Origin of the sequence: Mesorhizobium sp. dw_380 (genome assembly GCF_018588885.1) — a bacterium.
GTDB lineage: Bacteria > Pseudomonadota > Alphaproteobacteria > Rhizobiales > Rhizobiaceae > Mesorhizobium.
This window is the reverse complement of the sequence record NZ_JAFFIW010000017.1, coordinates 63,218-80,620: the sequence shown is the minus strand read 5'-3', so window position 1 is coordinate 80,620 and position 17,403 is coordinate 63,218. Positions and strand designations below refer to the sequence as shown.

Annotated in this window: 16 protein-coding genes; 4 read left to right on the top strand and 12 right to left on the bottom strand. The window is 63.7% G+C overall.

Features of this window, described 5'->3' with window-relative positions; translation table 11 throughout:
• The first annotated feature begins 30 nt into the window (after positions 1 to 30).
• Positions 31 to 1,458, top strand: coding sequence for a gamma-aminobutyraldehyde dehydrogenase (locus JT360_RS18070; RefSeq protein WP_214473083.1), 1,428 nt, complete (start codon positions 31 to 33; stop codon positions 1,456 to 1,458).
• A 114-nt stretch (positions 1,459 to 1,572) separates the two neighbouring features.
• On the opposite strand, the gene JT360_RS18065 is transcribed toward JT360_RS18070, so the two are convergent.
• The 11 genes from JT360_RS18065 to JT360_RS18015 all read right to left on the bottom strand — a co-directional run bounded on the left by JT360_RS18065 (position 1,573) and on the right by JT360_RS18015 (position 13,654).
• Positions 1,573 to 2,979: an FAD-binding oxidoreductase gene (locus tag JT360_RS18065; protein WP_214473081.1), complete on the bottom strand. Its 1,407-nt coding sequence runs from the start codon at positions 2,977 to 2,979 to the stop codon at positions 1,573 to 1,575.
• Between the two features lie 392 nt (positions 2,980 to 3,371).
• Positions 3,372 to 3,686 carry a hypothetical protein gene (locus JT360_RS18060; RefSeq protein ID WP_214473079.1) on the bottom strand — a complete coding sequence of 105 codons (315 nt, stop codon included), beginning with the start codon at positions 3,684 to 3,686 and terminating at the stop codon, positions 3,372 to 3,374.
• A gap of 133 nt (positions 3,687 to 3,819) precedes the next feature.
• On the bottom strand, positions 3,820 to 4,182 hold the full coding sequence (locus JT360_RS18055; protein WP_214473073.1) for a nuclear transport factor 2 family protein: 363 nt from the start codon (positions 4,180 to 4,182) through the stop codon (positions 3,820 to 3,822).
• An 83-nt stretch (positions 4,183 to 4,265) separates the two neighbouring features.
• A complete protein-coding gene (locus JT360_RS18050; protein ID WP_214473072.1) occupies positions 4,266 to 4,745 on the bottom strand; it encodes a carboxymuconolactone decarboxylase family protein in 480 nt (159 codons plus the stop codon).
• A gap of 109 nt (positions 4,746 to 4,854) precedes the next feature.
• On the bottom strand, positions 4,855 to 6,450 hold the full coding sequence (locus JT360_RS18045; protein ID WP_250888885.1) for an alpha/beta fold hydrolase: 1,596 nt from the start codon (positions 6,448 to 6,450) through the stop codon (positions 4,855 to 4,857).
• 70 nt (positions 6,451 to 6,520) lie between these two features.
• On the bottom strand, positions 6,521 to 6,832 hold the full coding sequence (locus JT360_RS18040; RefSeq protein WP_214473071.1) for a formate dehydrogenase subunit delta: 312 nt from the start codon (positions 6,830 to 6,832) through the stop codon (positions 6,521 to 6,523).
• Positions 6,822 to 7,658, bottom strand: a complete 837-nt coding sequence (gene fdhD, locus JT360_RS18035) for a formate dehydrogenase accessory sulfurtransferase FdhD (RefSeq protein ID WP_214473069.1) — start codon at positions 7,656 to 7,658, stop codon at positions 6,822 to 6,824. The genes JT360_RS18040 and fdhD overlap by 11 nt, the downstream gene beginning before the upstream one ends.
• Before the next feature lie 7 nt (positions 7,659 to 7,665).
• Positions 7,666 to 10,578 carry a formate dehydrogenase subunit alpha gene (fdhF, locus tag JT360_RS18030; protein WP_214473066.1) on the bottom strand — a complete coding sequence of 971 codons (2,913 nt, stop codon included), beginning with the start codon at positions 10,576 to 10,578 and terminating at the stop codon, positions 7,666 to 7,668.
• A 10-nt stretch (positions 10,579 to 10,588) separates the two neighbouring features.
• Positions 10,589 to 12,145, bottom strand: a complete 1,557-nt coding sequence (locus JT360_RS18025; RefSeq protein ID WP_214473065.1) for a formate dehydrogenase beta subunit — start codon at positions 12,143 to 12,145, stop codon at positions 10,589 to 10,591.
• The gene (locus JT360_RS18020; RefSeq protein WP_214473064.1) at positions 12,142 to 12,621 is read right to left on the bottom strand and encodes a formate dehydrogenase subunit gamma; all 480 of its coding nucleotides are present in this window, start codon (positions 12,619 to 12,621) and stop codon (positions 12,142 to 12,144) included. The genes JT360_RS18025 and JT360_RS18020 overlap by 4 nt, the downstream gene beginning before the upstream one ends.
• A 133-nt stretch (positions 12,622 to 12,754) precedes the next feature.
• On the bottom strand, positions 12,755 to 13,654 hold the full coding sequence (locus tag JT360_RS18015) for a LysR family transcriptional regulator (protein ID WP_214473063.1): 900 nt from the start codon (positions 13,652 to 13,654) through the stop codon (positions 12,755 to 12,757).
• A gap of 167 nt (positions 13,655 to 13,821) precedes the next feature.
• Here JT360_RS18015 and JT360_RS18010 point away from each other — a divergent pair, with 167 nt between their 5' ends.
• Both JT360_RS18010 and JT360_RS18005 read left to right on the top strand, forming a co-directional pair.
• Complete coding sequence (locus JT360_RS18010) at positions 13,822 to 14,463, top strand: DUF47 domain-containing protein (protein WP_214473062.1); 642 nt, start codon at positions 13,822 to 13,824, stop codon at positions 14,461 to 14,463.
• Between the two features lie 3 nt (positions 14,464 to 14,466).
• On the top strand, positions 14,467 to 15,471 hold the full coding sequence (locus JT360_RS18005) for an inorganic phosphate transporter (protein ID WP_214473061.1): 1,005 nt from the start codon (positions 14,467 to 14,469) through the stop codon (positions 15,469 to 15,471).
• Positions 15,472 to 15,510: 39 nt separating this feature from the next.
• Here the strand turns inward: JT360_RS18005 and JT360_RS18000 are convergent, their stop codons facing one another.
• Positions 15,511 to 15,888, bottom strand: a complete 378-nt coding sequence (locus JT360_RS18000) for a VOC family protein (protein ID WP_214473060.1) — start codon at positions 15,886 to 15,888, stop codon at positions 15,511 to 15,513.
• A gap of 186 nt (positions 15,889 to 16,074) precedes the next feature.
• Here JT360_RS18000 and JT360_RS17995 point away from each other — a divergent pair, with 186 nt between their 5' ends.
• Positions 16,075 to 17,253, top strand: coding sequence for an Mrp/NBP35 family ATP-binding protein (locus JT360_RS17995; protein ID WP_352127755.1), 1,179 nt, complete (start codon positions 16,075 to 16,077; stop codon positions 17,251 to 17,253).
• Positions 17,254 to 17,403: the final 150 nt, after the last annotated feature.

Below are 17,403 nucleotides of genomic sequence, written 5' to 3'. Positions count from 1 at the left end.
CGCTACTCGCTTCTGCTCAAGGAGAACCCAATGGACACCCAGATGCTGATCGGCTCGAAATTCGAGAAGGGCACGGACGCGGAGGAGCAGATCCTCAATCCGAAGACCGGGGCGACCATCCTCAACCTGCCCGAAGCCAGTCAGGCGCAGATCGAGGCGGCGGTGGCGGCGGCCGAACAAGCGTTCGTCTTGTGGTCGCGCACGACGCCGGCGCAGCGTTCGGCTTATCTGCTCAAAATCGCCAACCGCATTGAAGCCGAGGCCAAGGAATTCGCCGCTCTCGAGGCGCTGAACTGCGGCAAGCCGATCAATTCCGTGCTTAATGACGAGATACCGGCCATTGTCGACTGCTACCGCTTCTTCGCCGGCGCTGTCCGCTCGATGCCGGGTGTCGTAGCCGGCGAATATCTGCCAGGCCACACCTCGATGGTGCGGCGCGACCCGATCGGCATCGTCGCCTCGATCGCGCCCTGGAACTATCCGCTGATGATGATGGCCTGGAAGCTCGCGCCAGCGATCGCCGGCGGCAACACCGTCGTCTTCAAGCCGTCGGAGCAGACGCCGCTGACGGCACTCAAGCTGGCGAAGATTCTCGCCGAAATCCTGCCCGAAGGCGTCGTCAATGTCGTGCTCGGCCGTGGCGACAGCGTCGGCAACACGCTGATCAATCACCCCAAAGTCAACATGATCTCGATCACCGGCGATGTCGCCACCGGCAAGAAGGTGCTGCAGGCGGCCGCCAAGTCGGTCAAGCGCACGCATCTTGAGCTTGGCGGCAAGGCGCCGGTCATCGTCTTCGACGACGCCGATCTTGGCGCCGTCGTCGCAGGCCTGCGCGCCTTCGGCTATTACAATGCCGGTCAGGACTGCACCGCTGCCTGCCGCATCTATGCCGGCAAGAAAGTCTACGACAAACTGGTCGCCGACCTTTCGTCGGCTGTCTCGACCATCAAATTCAACCGCCCGGACGATACGGAGAACGAGATCGGGCCGCTGATCTCGCGCCGCCAGCGCGACCGCGTCTCGAGCTTCGTCGAGCGCGCCTCGGAACTGAAGCACATCGAGATCACCACCGGAGGCAAGCCGGGCGAGGGCACCGGCTTCTACTACCAGCCGACCGTCGTTGCCGGTGCGCTGCAGGAAGACGAGATCGTGCGCCGCGAAGTCTTCGGCCCGGTTGTGTCGATCACCCGTTTCACGGAAGTCGACGAGGCGGTGAACTGGGCCAATGACAGCGACTATGGCCTGGCGTCGTCGGTGTGGACGAAGGACGTCTCACGCGCCATGGCGACGGCCGCCCGCCTGCAATATGGCTGCACCTGGATCAACACCCATTTCATGCTGACCAACGAAATGCCGCATGGCGGGCTGAAGCAGTCCGGCTACGGCAAGGACATGTCGCTCTATGCGTTGGAGGACTACACCGCAGTGCGCCACGTCATGGTGGCGCACGGGTAATTTGTCCTCTTTCTGTCAAGCAGGCCATCGCCGGGCGGTGCTGACGACCCCTTCAGTGGCAGGGGTCGTCAGCGTGCCGTTCCACCATTTGCGGTTCCCGCATTAGATTGCAGTCTAGGCAGCCGTCCTGCCTTCCGCCGATGTCGCGGGCTTGATGTTCTGGTTGACCCGGAAGACGTTGGATGGGTCATAGGTCCGCTTCACCTCGCTCAGCCGCTCATAATTGGCGCCATAGCTCGCCCGCACGCGCGCTTCCCCTTCGTCCTCCATCATGAAATTCACGTAGCCGCCTTCGCCATTGTGGGGATGGATGCTCGCCCAATAGTTCTTGGCCCACTTGGTGAGGTCGGCGGCCTTGCCGGGATCGGGATCGATGGCGGCGATGACCATTGACCAGCTTGCGTCGCGAGCGTTCCAGGCAGTCTCGTCCTTGCCGACGCGGCGCACGGCGCCGTCGATCGGGTAAAGATGCATGAGCGACAATTCGCTGGGCGCCTCGGCGGCCTGCACGATATGGGTCGCGATGGCTTCGTCAGGAAGCGACTTGACGAAATCGCCCTTCCAATACCACTGCAAGCCTTTCGGAAGCAGCGGATCGAATAGCGCCTGCAGCGCCGGGTACGGCATCACGCCCATCCAGTTGAAGATCGGCGGCGGCAAGGTATCCAACAGCGGCGCCATGGCCTTGCGACCGTCTTCCTCCGTGCCGTTGTAGCAGGAGATGATGGCGCAGGCGCGCTTGCCCCAATGCTCGCGCGGGAAGGGATCGGTCGACGGGACGGACTTCAGGCCGACAAAGGCACCGAGATCTTCCGGTGCTTCCGGCAGGTAGTCGCGATAGGTACGCATGACAGCCAGAGCGTCCTTGGCCTCCCAGAATACCGGGCCCCCGAAGATCATGTTCACAGGATGGGCCTGGAACAGGAAGCTGGTCACGACGCCGAAATTGCCGCCGCCGCCCCGGAGCGCCCAGAACAAGTCGGGATTCTCGCTTTTGCTGGCCCTCACCACGCTGCCATCGGCCAGCACCAGATCGGCCTCGATCAGATTGTCGATGGTGAGACCGTATCTGCGCGTGAGATAGCCCGTCCCTCCGCCGAGAGTGAGGCCGGCAACACCCGTGGTCGAGACGATGCCGAACGGAACAGCGAGCGCGAAAGGATGGGTGGCATGGTCCACGTCGCCCGAAGTGCAGCCGGGCGCGACCCTCACAGTGCGCGTTTTCGGGTCGACATGGACCCCCTTCATCATCGACAGGTCGATGACGAGACCGTTGTCGCAACTACCCAACCCGGCGCCGTTGTGGCCTCCGCCGCGCACGGCGATCAGGAGATTGTTTTCGCGCGCGTATTTCACGGCAGTGATCACGTCGGCGACATCGGCGCAGCGTGCAATCAGCAGCGGATGCTTTTCGATCATGCCGTTGTAGACCTTGCGCGCCTCATCATATCCGGCATGGTCACGCAGGATCAGTTCCCCGCGCAGGCCCTCACGCAGTTTCGCATGGGTTTCATCGGTCATCGGTTTGCTCCCTTGATTGCGCCGGCGACTTGCGGCGTCGCGGCGACGCATTTTGTTGCTTCGTTTGTGCCGCCTCACCGGACGGATGCGTTGGATGTGCAGGAAGAGCACATTGCACCGATCCGATCCCCACTGCTTCGCCCGAAAGGGCCACTGACCTATGGCCCGGGAGAGCCATAGGCCGGGTGGCCCGAAGCTGAGCTCGGACCTGGCCGTGGGGGCATGCCCTCTCGTCCCAAATCGACGAGATAGAGCATGATGTCGTCCGAAAACCGCCGCACTTTTCGGCATCATGCGCTGGGGGTTCACGGCATGATGAAGGCGGCCGCCCCACCTTCTCTCGTGCCCGCCGCCACCCCTTAGCGCCCGGCCGCGGCTATTCCACAATCAACCTATTCGACGATGCGGTAGATCTGCCACAGGCTGGTGCCTGATACGACATAGGGCTCCATCTCCTTGCCCCATTTGGCATGCGCGTCGATCTTGGCGATCTTGGCGAAGAACGCCTCCAACTGGGCCAGGCTCTCGACCTGGTGATGCGACTCGACCGTCGCTTCCCGGGCACCGATCGATCCGGTCATGATCTGGAATTGCAGGTCGGCGAGGCCGACCTGCGAGCCGATCTCGCTTTCCCATTTCTTCAGCAGTTCGAGCACGGTCTGCTTTTGTCCGAACTTGGCGTCGATCTGCCATCTGGCGCTGAACATCTTCTTCTCCTCCTGGTTGCGGCCAAAGCATGGTCCCGAAAAGTGGTGTTCGGTTTTTGGAAAAGATCATGCTCCAGCACTGAAACAGAGCTCCATCCCGATTCCGTCGGGATGGACAGGCTCCGCGGTTGATCTACTCGTCCCAGGCCTGCACGACGGTCTGCCGTGCGATCTGCCCGTTCTTCAGCTCCAGCATCGCCGCGGCGAACACTTTGGTGCCGTCCGGATAGGCGCAGGCCTGGGTGAAGGCGAGGCTGTCGCCGCTGGCGATGGTGGTGTCGACCTTGTGGGTCATCGCGCGACTGCAGATGTCGTCCCAGAACGTCGTGATCGCCGCGCGCCCGCGGATTTCGCGTGGCTTGCTCGGCGGGTTGTTGCGGTCGATCACCCGCACCAGCGCATCGTCGGCATAGAAGCTCGACAGCATCTTTCCATCTCGGGCTTCGATCGCCTTCTTGATCGCCGGGCCATCCACAGCGTGAGTCTTGGTCAGCATTTTATCCTCCATGTGCCCGTCTTCACGATCGGGCGGTTGATGCTCATGAATGTCGCCCGGCGCTCATCGCCAGGCAGCGGTTTTCACTGCGATTTCGCCTTGACGGCGGCGAACACATCATCGGTCTGCTTCTTGAAGGTCGCGAGATCGACCTGGCTGCCGTTGAGGATCGTTGACCAATGGCGCACGATTGCCGCCATCGCGATCGTCTCCTTGATCTCCTCGTCGCTCGCGCCGTTGAGCTTGGCGGCCTCGGTGTGGAAATAGATGCAATACTGGCACGGGATCTGTGACGCGACGGCGAGCCCCATCAGCTCCTTGGTCTTGCCGTCGAGCGCGGTTTTCGGGTTGAGCTGGACGCCCTTGATCTCGGCCCAGGCGCCGGCGATGGCGACGTCGGGCAGCGTCTTGAACATGTCCGGCACCGAGCCAAGCGTCGCCTGGATGTCCTTATAGGCAGCCGTCGCCGATGCGTCCTCGGCTCTCGCCGGAGCGAACGTGAACAGCGCGCCAATGCCTGCCGCGATCACAAGCGATCTGACATTCAGTTTTGACTGGAGCATTTAATCCTCCGTTCGCAGCGCCTTTCCCGGCAATATCCGCCTTGGCCTGCATGGGGAAATTGATAGCCCTTACATCGGTGGCCCGCTTCGCCCGAAAGCGCCATGGCTCTCATGGCCCGTCCGGGCCAGTCTGCCTGGCGGAAAATGCCGCTGCTGCCGCTCGCGATGGCAGGTCGAGCTTGAGCAGTATGTTGGCGACGTGGCGCTTGACCGTGTGCTCGCTCAGCCTGAGTTCGGCGGCGATAGCGGCATTGCTCTTGCCGTCGGCGATCAAATTCACGACCTCGCTCTCGCGTGCGGTCAGGCAAGCCGGTTCGGCCGCCTTGACCTTGGGCCGGCAGGCCGGTTCCAGGTGCTGTTCGGACATTGCGAACACAAGCGCCAGCGGCTCGTCCAGTTCGTCGATGCCGACACGCCCGCCATCGGCGAAATGAAGTCCCGAGCCGACTGCAAGATCGGCGACCAGTCGTGACGCCAGTATCTCGCCGCGCCCGGCGTGAGCGGCGAGTTGTATCGCCACGCGGCTTGCCAATCCTGCAGGGGGGCCGCGCAGCTCAATCTCGCCGACATGCGCCCCCTGTGCGCTCGCCACGCCGATTTGCTGCGCCGCGTCACGCAGCGCCGCCGCGCAGCGCAAGGCACGGCCGGGGCCGTCGAAGCGTGAAATCATCATTTCGCCGTGCATATCGACGCAGCGCCCGCCATGGCGCGCCACAACTGTCCGCCATGTCTCATGGAAATGCTGGCTGCGTTCGCTCCACATCCGATCGCCGAGCCGGGCCGTATCGTAGATTCGGGTCACAAGAAGCGCGGCAAGGACGCGTTCCGCTTCCGCCACGGCTCGCTCGCCGGTCAGGAATTCCTCGATCAGGTCGGCCACCCGGTCGACATCGCCGGTCCAGATCGGATGGTCGCGTCCCGGGATTTCGACCAGCCGCGCGTTGGGGATCTTCCTCGCCAGGAAGCGGCTGGCGTCGGGATCGACCCGCACATCGTTGCGGCGATGGATCAGCAGCGTCGGCGCGCCGATCGCCGCCAGCACGCCGCGTATATCGATCTCCGCGTTCATCCGCGCCAGGGCCGCTGCCGCGGTCGGGCTCGCCGACAGGCGCTCGAAGCGCGCCCACCAGTTTGAAAAACGGGCGTCATCGACCCTGCCCGGCGCGAAATTGGGCAAGGTGGCGCCGGTGCCCCAGGCCGTTTCGGCCATTGCGATGAAGGCTTCGAGCCGCTCCGGCGGCATCACCCATTTGTGGAAATGCGCATAGCCGCCATAAAGGACGAGCGCGCGTGTCCGCTCAGGATAGGTGGCGGCGAACAGCATCGCCATAGGTGCGCCTTCGGAGGCGCCGAGGATTGCGGCACGGCCGCTGCCGGCCGCATCCATCACCGCGCGCACATCGTCCATGCGGGTCTCTAAGCTGGGCAGGTGATGGATATCGACACGGTCGGACAGCCCGGTTCCGCGCTTGTCGAACAGGATCAGCCGCGAGAACGCCGAAAGCCGTTTCAAGAGCCTGGTGTAGCCCTCGTCTTCCCAATGCAGGTCGAGATTGGAAATGAAGCCCGGCACGAAGACGAGATCAAACGAACCCTGGCCGACCACCTGATAGGCGATCCGCACCTCGCCACTGAGGGCATATCGGGTCTCGATCGGCCTCACGAGTTCTTCCGCCCGGCCTGACGATTTCTGATCGTCGACCATAGCAGAGCCGCTTCGATAGCGGCAGCTTAAACTTTAGCAGGCAGGAATATAAGCTCGCGCGGCCCTGCGGCTATTTCTGCGAGGCGGCGATGTCGGCCGGGGAGGGCTTCAGCCCGAGCTTGAGATCGGCCTCGGCCGGCGTGATCGGCCGCTTGATCCTGGCCGCGGCCACCACGACGAGTTCGTCGAAGCCTTCGCCGCCGCTGTCCAGCATCTCGAAGAACTGGCGCCGCATCCTCGGTTCCCAGAACTTGTTGATGTGCTCGGCGACGCCGGCAACACCTTCCTCACGCGGCCTGGAATGGAAAAAGGCCGCGATCTGGTTGGCCATGCGCACCAGCTTTTCGCTGGTGCTCGTGATGTGGTCTTCGTCATGCGACATGCTGGGCAACTCCCAAGACCACCCGCTCGGGGTGGGTGAAAACATCGAAATCGTCGCCGCGCACCAGCGCCACCAGCGTCATGCCGGCCTCTTGCGCGGTGCGAATGGCAAGTGCTGTCGGCGCCGAGACGGCGATAATGAAGGCAGCGCCGATGGCCGCCGTCTTCTGCACCATCTCGACCGAGACGCGGCTGGTCACCACGACGGCGCCCGAAGTGCCGTCGATGCCGGCTTTGGCCAATGCACCGGCCAGCTTGTCCAGCGCATTGTGCCGGCCGACATCCTCGCGCGCCATGACGACGCCCTTGCCGGGGGCATAGAAACCTGCGGCATGCACGGCGCCGGTCTCGGCATGAAATGGTTGCACCTTCGACAGCAGCTTGACGGAGCGCACGATATCGTCGGCAGCAAGCGTAAGTTTTGACGCACCGACGGCATCGACCGAACGCATCGCTTCCTCGATGGACTCGATGCCGCACAGCCCGCAGCCGACCGGCCCGGCAAGCCTTCGGCGCCGCGCCTCGAAGCGTGTGTTGGCCTGGTCCTTCAGCCGGATCTGGATGTCGATGCCGGCGCCGTGATCCTCGACGTCGATCGCCTCGATCTCTTCGGGTGAAGCGATGATCCCCTCGGTCAGCGAGAAGCCGAGCGCGAAATCCTCGAAATCGGCGGGGCTCGCCATCATCACCGCATGCGTTGTGCCGGCAAAGGAGAACGCCACCGGCGTTTCTTCCGGCACCATCCGGTCGGCGGCAGCCGTGCCGCCGGCGCGGTGTGCCAGGCGGGAAATCTGGCTGATAGGCCGGCGGGCGCCTCGACGAGACACCAAAGCCCTACTCCGCCGCTTCCAGCGGTGCGATACGGCGGCTGTTGCGCGCCTGTTCGTCATAGTCGCGCTGCCAGTCCGACGGGCCATTGGACGCGCCGACCTGCACTGCGGTCACCTTGTACTCCGGACAATTGGTCGCCCAGTCGGAGAAGTCGGTGGTGATGACATTGGCCTGCGTGTCCGGATGGTGGAACGTCGTGTAGACCACGCCCGGCGACACCCGGTCGGTGATCAGCGCCCGCAGCGTCGTCTCGCCCGAACGGCTGGTCAGCCGCACCCAGTCGCCATCGCGCACGCCGCGGTTCTCGGCGTCGTGCGGATGGATCTCAAGCCGATCCTCGCTGTGCCACATGACATTGTCGGTACGCCGCGTCTGCGCGCCGACATTGTACTGGCTGAGGATGCGGCCGGTGGTGAGCAGCAACGGGAAGCGCGGCCCGGTCCGCTCGTCGGTCGCCACATATTCGGTGCGGATGAACTTGCCCTTGCCGCGCACGAAAGCGTCGACATGCATGATCGGCGTGCCGAGCGGGGCCTTCTCGTTGCAGGGCCATTGCACCGATCCGACACGGTCGAGCAGCTCGAACGAGACGCCGGCGAAGCTCGGCGTCGTCTGGGCGATCTCGTCCATGATTTCGGAGGGGTGCCGGTAATTCCAGTCGAGCCCGATCGCGCGCGCAAGCTCCTGTGTCGCTTCCCAGTCGGCATAGCGCGCCTTCGGCTCCAGCACCTTGCGCACCATGTTGATGCGGCGCTCGGCATTGGTGAAGGTGCCGTCCTTCTCGAGGAAGGTCGAGCCCGGCAGGAAAACATGCGCGTAGTTCGCGGTCTCGTTGAGGAAGAGATCGTGCACGACGACGCATTCCATCGCCGCGAGGCCGGCCGCGACATGCTTGGTGTCAGGATCGGACTGCAGGATGTCTTCGCCCTGGATGTAGATGCCCTTGAAGGAGCCGTCGACCGCGGCATCCAGCATGTTGGGGATGCGCAGGCCCGGCTCGTCGTCGAGCTTCACGCCCCACAGGCTCTCATAGATGTCGCGCACGGCGTCGCCCGAGATGTGGCGATAGCCCGGCAGTTCGTGCGGGAAGGAGCCCATGTCACATGAGCCCTGCACGTTGTTCTGGCCGCGCAGCGGGTTCACGCCGACGCCTGGTCGGCCGATATTGCCGGTCGCCATGGCGAGGTTGGCGATCGCCATCACGGTGGTCGAGCCCTGGCTATGTTCCGTCACGCCCAGTCCGTAATAGATCGCACCGTTGCCACCGGTGGCGTAGAGACGCGCGGCACCACGGATCAGCTCGGGATCGACGCCCGACAATTTGCCGACGGTTTCAGGGCTGTTTTCCGGCAAGGCGACGAAGGACGCCCAGTCCTGGAATTCCGTCCAGTCGCAGCGTTCGCGGATGAAGGCCTCGTTGAACAGGCCTTCGGTGACGATGACATGCGCCAGCGCCGTCAGTACCGCAACATTGGTGCCGGGCTTCAGCGGCAGGTGATAATCCGCCTCGATATGCGCCGATTTGACCATTTCGGTACGACGCGGATCGAGCACGATCAGCTTGGCGCCCTGGCGCAGCCGCTTCTTCAGCCGCGACGCAAAGACCGGGTGCGCCGTAGCCGGATTGGCGCCGATGATGACGGCGACATCGGTGTAGTCGACAGAATCGAAATCCTGTGTGCCGGCCGAGGTGCCGTAGGTCTGGCCGAGCCCGTAACCCGTCGGCGAATGGCAGACGCGCGCGCAAGTATCGACGTTGTTGTTGCGGAAGCCCTGGCGCACCAGCTTCTGCACGAGATAGGTCTCTTCGTTGGTGCAGCGCGACGAGGTGATGCCGCCGATCGCGGTGCGTCCGTATTGGTACTGGATCCGGCGGAATTCCTTGGCCGTGTGGGCGATCGCCTCTTCCCAGCTCACTTCGCGCCAGGGATCGCTGACCTTCTCGCGGATCATCGGCGACAGGATGCGGTCCTTGTGGGTGGCGTAGCCATAGGCGAAACGGCCCTTCACGCAGGAGTGGCCGTGGTTCGCCTTGCCCTCCTTGTAGGGCATCATGCGAATGACTTCGTCGTCTTTCACCTCGGCCTTGAACGAGCAACCGACGCCGCAATAGGCGCAGGTGGTGACAGCCGAGCGCTCCGGCAGGCCCTTGGCAAGCACGGTCTTCTCGCGCAGCGCATCGGTCGGGCAGGCCTGCACGCAGGCGCCGCACGACACGCATTCGGAGGCGATGAAATCCTCGTGCATGCCGGCGACCATGCGCGATTCGAAACCGCGGCCTTCGATCGTCAGCGCGAAGGTGCCTTGCACCTCCTCGCAGGCGCGCACGCAGCGCGAGCAGACGATGCACTGGGCCGGATCGTAGGTGAAATAGGGATTGGATTCATCGCGGGCGATGTAATCGACCGCCAGCGAACCATGGCCGGGCGCGACGCCATTTTCCTGCTTGACGTGGTTGCGGCCCTCGATGCCGTAGCGGTTCTCGGCCAGGCCGACCGACTTCGCCACCGCGTCGAATTCGCTGGCGCCTGTTCCAGCCTTCTCGTTCCAGCCGGCCGGATGGTCGGAGACATAGAGTTCCATGACGCCGCGCCGAATGGCGTCGAGCCGCTCGGACTGCGTTTTGACCACCATGCCTTCGCCGACCGGCGTCGTGCAGGACGCCGGCGTGCCGCCGCGCCCCTCGATCTCGACCAGGCAGACGCGGCAGGAGCCGAACGAGTCCAGCATGTCGGTGGCGCAGAGTTTTGGGATCTCGACCCCGCCTTCCATCGCCGCGCGCATGATCGATGTGCCTTCCGGCACGCTGATGCTGCGGCCATCGACGGTCAGCGTGACCTGCTTTTGCGCCTTCGATTCCGGGGTTCCGTAATCGAGTTCTTCGATGAGTGTCGGGAAGTCGGCCTTGATGTTCATCCGCCAGCTCCTATTCAGCAGCCACGCGCGCGGGCGCAGGCTTGAAATCCTCGGGAAAATGGGTGATCGAACTCATCACCGGGTAGGGCGTGAAGCCGCCCAGCGCGCAGAGCGACCCGAACTTCATCGTGTTGCAGAGGTCGGTGACCAGCGCGAGGTTCTTTTCCGGCTCGATGCCGGCGGCGACCTTGTCGAGAACCTCCACGCCGCGCGTCGAGCCGATGCGGCAGGGCGTGCACTTGCCGCAGCTCTCGATGGCGCAGAATTCCATGGCGAAACGCGCCTGCTTCAGCATGTCGGCCGTGTCGTCGAACACGGTGATCCCGGCATGGCCGATCAGTCCATCACGCTTGGCGAATTCTTCGTAGTCGAACGGCGTATCGAACAGCGCGCGCGGGAAATAGGCGCCGAGCGGGCCGCCGACCTGCACGGCCTTCACCGGCCGGCCGGTGGCGGTGCCGCCGCCGATATCGTCGACGATCTCGCCCAGCGTCAGGCCGAAAGCCGTTTCGAACAGGCCGCCATGCTTGACGTTGCCGGCGATCTGGATCGGGATCGTGCCGCGCGAGCGGCCCATGCCGAAATCCTTGTAGAAGGCGGCACCCTTGTCCATGATGACAGGGACGGAAGCCAGCGAGATGACATTGTTGATCACCGTCGGCTTGCCGAACAACCCTTGAATCGCCGGCAGCGGCGGCTTGGCGCGCACCACGCCGCGCTTGCCTTCTAAGCTGTTGAGCAGCGAGGTTTCCTCGCCGCAGACATAGGCGCCGGCGCCGACGCGGATTTCCATGTCGAAAGCGTTGGGCGAGCCGAGCACGTTGAGGCCGAGCACGCCCGCCTTGCGGGCGATTTCGACGGCCTTGTTCATGACAGCCACCGCATGCGGATATTCCGAGCGGATATAGACAAAACCCTTGGTCGCGCCGGTGGCGATGCCGGCGATCGTCATGCCTTCGATCAGCACGAAGGGGTCGCCTTCCATGATCATGCGGTCGGCGAACGTGGCGCTGTCGCCCTCGTCGGCGTTGCAGACGATGTATTTGCGCTCACCCGCCGTATCGAGCACCGTTTTCCATTTGATGCCGGTCGGGAAACCGGCGCCGCCGCGGCCGCGCAGGCCCGACTCCGTGACCTGTTTGACGATCTCGGCCGGCGCCATGGCCACCGCGTTCTGCAGGCCCTTCAGCCCGCCGAGCGACTTATAGGCGTCGAGCGACAGCGGGTCGTTGATGCCGCAGCGCGCGAAGGTCAGCCTGGTTTGTTTGGCCAGAAAGGGGATCTTGTCCGGCGCGCCGAGCCAGCGCTTGTGGTAGCCGCCGGTGAGGAAGCCGCTGTCGAACAGGCTCTTGACGTCGGAGGGCTTGACCGGCCCGTAGGCGACGCGGCCATTGGCGGTCGCCACCTCGACCATAGGCTCGAGGAAATAGGCGCCGCGCGACCCGTTTCGCACGATCTTGGCCTCGATGCCGCGCTCGGCGAGTTCCGCGCGAACAGCCTTGGCGACCTTTTCGGCACCAAGCGCCAGTGCGCCGGAATCGCCGGGAATGTAGATGCGGGGGATCATGAGCGCACCTCGGCAACGATCTCGTCGATCTTGTCGTCATCGAGCCGCCCGATCACCTCGCCGTCAAGCATCGCCGAAGGCGAACAGGCGCAAAGCCCGAGGCAATAGACCGGCTCCAGTGTAACAGATCCGTCGCTGGTGGTCTCATGGAAATCGATGCCGAGCAGCTGCTTGATCTTGGCGGCAACCGCATCCGAACCCATCGACTGGCAGGCTTCCGCCTGGCAAAGCTTGAGCACGTGGCGGCCGGCCGGCCGGGCACGGAAATCATGATAGAAGGTGACGACGCCGTGCACTTCGGCCCTGGACAGGTTCAGCCCGTCGGCGATGACGGGCAGGGCGTCCTGCGGCACATGGCCGAACTCTTCCTGGATGCCGTGAAGGATCGGCAGCAGCGGGCCTTCAAGGCCTTTCAGATCCTGGATGATCGCCGCCGTGCGTGATGCGATCTCGGTACTTGCAGGCTGCATCGTCATGCAGCGCCCTCCCTGGTCGATGGCTTTTGCCGCTAAGCCTTTACAAAATCAGAGGAAACCCGCTGAATCAATAAAGCTGTTCCGTTGTTTGATAGAAATTTTCTATCAAGCGCCTTTAGTCAGCACTTCTAGCCTAGCGATGGGCGCGGAAATCGTCTGCCAGCGCCATCGCCTCGTCCAGCAGCGCCTGCACCAGCGGCGTGTGCGGTTCGCGCGGCGCCACCACCAGGCCGACCGTGTGGCTGGCATCAGGCTCGACGATCGGGATGGCCCGGATCGGCTCCGAAAAGCCGAATGTTTCCGCGAGGTTGAGCGGCATGATTGACGACCATTTGCCGGTCCGGATGTGCGAGAACAGCACGATCATCGAATTGGATTCCAGCGTCGGCCGCATCTGCACGCCGGCCTCGGCCAGATGCTGGTCGATGATGCGGCGGTTCTGCATGTCCGGCGTCAGCAGACAGAGCGGCAGGCTGCTGAGTTCCGCCCATGTCACTTTGTCGCGGTCGGAATAGGGATTTCCGACCGCCGTGATCAGCTGATAGCGCTCGTCATAGAGCGGCACGCTGGTTACCCGCCCGAGCGGTTCGTTGTCGAGATAGGTGATGCCGGCATCGATGTCGAAATTGCCGAGCAGCGACAGGACTTCGATCGAGGTGCGCGACAGGACCGAGAAGGTGACGCCGGGATGCTTTGCGCGGAACGGTGTCGTCAGACGCGCCACCATGGCAAGCGCCGTCGGGACGGCGGCGATGCGGATGCGGCCGGCAAGGCCGTGGCGCGCCGCGCGCATCTCCTCGCGCATGGTCCTCGAATCGCCGACGATACGGCGCGCCCACACCAGCACCTGCTTGCCCTCCGGCGTCAGGCCCTGGAAGCGCGAGCCGCGCAGCACCAGCATGACGCCGAGCTGGCCCTCCAGCTGCTTGATCCCGGCCGAAAGCGTCGGCTGGGTGACGCCGCACACTTCCGCCGCCCGGCCAAAATGCTCTTCCTTGGCCAGCGCTATGAAGAATTCGAGTTTGTCGATCATGCCATCTTTCCGGTCGTCACGCAGGCTCGGGCAATTTGTGCTTTGCTGCAAGTCGTATGCGTAATGCTCCGCATCCACATCTTTTCAGCCGGCTTACGGTTCCCCGCGGCGTCGTGCGGCGCTATGTCAGTGAAACGGTCGTGAACCGGCCGCGATGGGAGACTGACATGCTGGGCTGGTTCCGCAAGCTGCTGCCGCGCGAAGATCGTTTCTTCGAGCTGTTCGAGCGGCATTCCCGAACGGTGGTCGGCGGCGCGGAGGCGCTGCAGCAGCTCCTCCAGGGCAAGGATATCGATCGCTGGGGCCAGAAGATCATCGATCTCGAGGACGAGGCCGATCACATCACCGCGGAAGTCCTGCTTGCCGTGCGGCGCTCCTTCATCACGCCTTTCGATCGCGGCGACATCAAGGACCTGATCCAGTCGATGGATGACGCCATCGACATGATGCACAAGACCGTCAAGACGGTGAGACTGTTCGAAAAGAGGGAATTCGATCCGCTGATGCAGGAAATGGGCGCCATCATCGTGGCTGCCGCCAAGCTGGTCGCGGAGGCGATTCCGCTGCTCGCCAAGGTCGGCACGCACACCGTACGTCTCAACGCCATTGCCGAGGAGGTCATGCATGCGGAAGGCCGGGCCGACGATCTGCACGAACAAGGGCTGAAGGATCTTTTCAGAAAACATGGCCGCAGCGACCCGATGGCCTATCTGATTGGCAGCGAGATCTACGGCCAGCTGGAAAAGGTGGTCGACCGTTTCGAGGACGTCGCCAACGAGATCAGTGGCATCGTGATCGAGAACGTCTAGGCAATGGAAGCCACCATCGCCTTTCCCCTACTGGCCGGGCTGGTCGCCGTCGCGCTGTTCTTCGATTTTCTCAACGGCCTGCACGATGCCGCCAACTCCATCGCCACGATCGTCTCCACGCGCGTGCTGCGGCCGCATTATGCGGTGTTCTGGGCGGCTTTCTTCAACTTCATCGCCTTCATGTTCTTCGGCCTCCATGTCGCCGAAACCGTGGGCAAAGGCATTGTCGACGTCAACATCGTCACGCCGGCGGTGATCTTTTCGGCTCTCGTAGGCGCGATAGTCTGGAACATCGTCACCTGGATCGCCGGCATTCCGTCGAGTAGCTCGCACGCGCTGATCGGCGGGCTTGTCGGCGCCGGTGTGGCAAAAGCGGGCACCGGAGCCATCGTCTGGTCGGGGCTTGGCAAGACGGTCGCCGCGATCGCCCTGTCGCCGGCAACCGGTTTTGTCCTGGCGCTCGTCCTGATTCTCGTGGTGTCATGGCTGTTCGTGCGCCAGACGCCGTTCGCCGTCGACAGCACCTTCCGCATCCTGCAGTTCTTTTCCGCCTCGCTCTATTCGCTCGGACATGGCGGCAATGATGCCCAGAAGACCATGGGCATCATCGCCGTGCTGCTCTATTCGCAAGGCATGCTCGGCGAGAAATTCTACGTGCCGCTGTGGGTCGTCCTCACCTGCCAGTCGGCACTGGCGCTGGGCACGCTGTTGGGCGGCTGGCGCATCGTCCACACGATGGGCTCGAAGATCACCCGGCTGAACCCGATGCAGGGCTTTTGCGCCGAGACTGGCGGCGCCATCACGCTGTTCGCCGCCACTTGGCTCGGCATTCCCGTATCGACCACGCATACGATCACCGGCGCCATCATCGGCGTCGGCGCCGCCCGCCGCGTTTCGGCGGTGCGCTGGGGCATCGCCGGCAACATCGTCATCGCCTGGATCGTCACCTTGCCGGCGACAGCGGCGATTTCGGCTCTCACCTATCTCGCCGTCAACCTGGCGGGTTAAGGGGAGCATCGCGGCGCCAGGAGAGCCTGCAATTGCGATCTACCGGTTCACGAGATTGAGGATGTTGCCGTCCGGGTCCTTGAACCATGCGACCTTCATGCCCTGGCCGACATGGATGTCGCCCTCGATCGTCAGCCCGGGCATTTCGTAGTGCTCGAAGGCGACACCCTTCGATTTCAGCGATTTGACGACGGTCTCGATCTGATCGCCAACCGTCCAGGTCACCGCCGTCGCCTTGTTGGTTCCGGCGAACTGGGATCGATAGACGTTGATGACCGTATCGCCGCTTTTGTAGACGATCAGTTCGCCACCCATATCGTCGACCTGCTTGAGGCCCAGTGTCCCTTCATAAAAGGCCTTTGCTCTGGCCAGGTCCTTCACCGCGAGATTGGCGGTTGCGTTGCTGTTTGCCAGCATGATCATATCCTTCCCTGATTGTCTTCCCTCATGCTGCTCATGGAAATAGGTCGCGCGCCCTGTTTGGCGACGGGTGCCCGCTGGAACTCTCGCTCGCGGAAACCCGGTGCGGCCGGGGTGCGTCGAGGCGGCTGCTTGGTTCTGCCCGAAAACTACATTATCTGAGGTGCGAAACGCCGAGGAAAGATCATGCCCGTCACCAAGGACACCGTCATCGAACGCCTGAAAACGGTCAACGGGCCGGACTTCACCGGCAACATCGTCGACCTCGGCATGGTTTCCGAGATTTTCATCGCCGACGGAAAAGTGTTCTTCTCGATCACGGTTCCCGCCGCCAGGGCGCAGGAGATGGAACCGCTGCGCGCCGCCGCCGAGCGGGTCGTCAAGGCAATCCCTGGGGTCGCCGGCGCCGTGGTCGCGCTGACGGCGGAAAAGAAGGGTGGCGGGATGGAGGCGCCGGTTCCGTCGCGCCCCGCACCCAGGCCTGCACCACCGGCTCCGCCCTCCGCCCCGCGCGCTGCTCCGCATGCCCCTGCCTCGCACAGCCAGGGCAAGCGCGGCGTGCCCGGCATCGAGGCGATCATCGCGGTTGCCTCGGGCAAGGGCGGCGTCGGCAAGTCGACCACGGCCGTCAACCTGGCGCTCGGCCTTGCCGCCAATGGCTTGCGCGTCGGCGTGCTCGACGCGGATATCTACGGCCCGTCCATGCCCAGGCTGCTCAACATCCACGGCCGGCCGCAGACGGTCGACGGCAAGATCCTGAAGCCGATGGAGAATTACGGCCTCAAGGTGATGTCGATGGGCTTCCTCGTCGACGAGGAGACACCGATGATCTGGCGCGGCCCGATGGTCATGTCGGCGCTGACGCAGATGCTGCGCGAGGTCGAATGGGGCCGGCTCGACGTGCTCGTCGTCGACATGCCGCCCGGCACCGGCGACGCCCAACTGACCATGGCCCAGCAGGTGCCGCTGGCTGGCGCCGTCATCGTCTCGACGCCGCAGGATCTGGCACTGATCGACGCCCGCAAGGGGCTGAACATGTTCAAGAAGGTCGACGTGCCGCTGCTCGGCATCGTCGAGAACATGAGCTACTTCCTGGCGCCGGATACCGGCAAGCGCTACGATATTTTCGGCCATGGCGGCGCGCGCCGCGAGGCCGAGCGTCTCGGCGTCACCTTCCTCGGCGAAGTGCCGCTGGAGATGGGTATCCGCGAAAGCTCCGACGAAGGCTCGCCGGTTGTGGCATCGAAGCCCGACAGCGCCGAAGCGAAGATCTACCGGGAGATAGCTTCAAAAGTCTGGGATCGCGTCAATGAAGAGCGCGGCGCGGCGGAAGCGGCGGTGCCGAGCATCGTGTTCGAGTAATTTCGTTCGGTCAGCGCTGCCCTCATCCGCCTGCCGGCACCTTCTCCCCGTATAGTGACGGGGAGAAGGGAGTTGTCGCGATCTCGCCGCTCTTCCAGCACCGCTGACAATTGGCGAAACCACCGGAAACGGCCTCTTCTCCCCGTCACT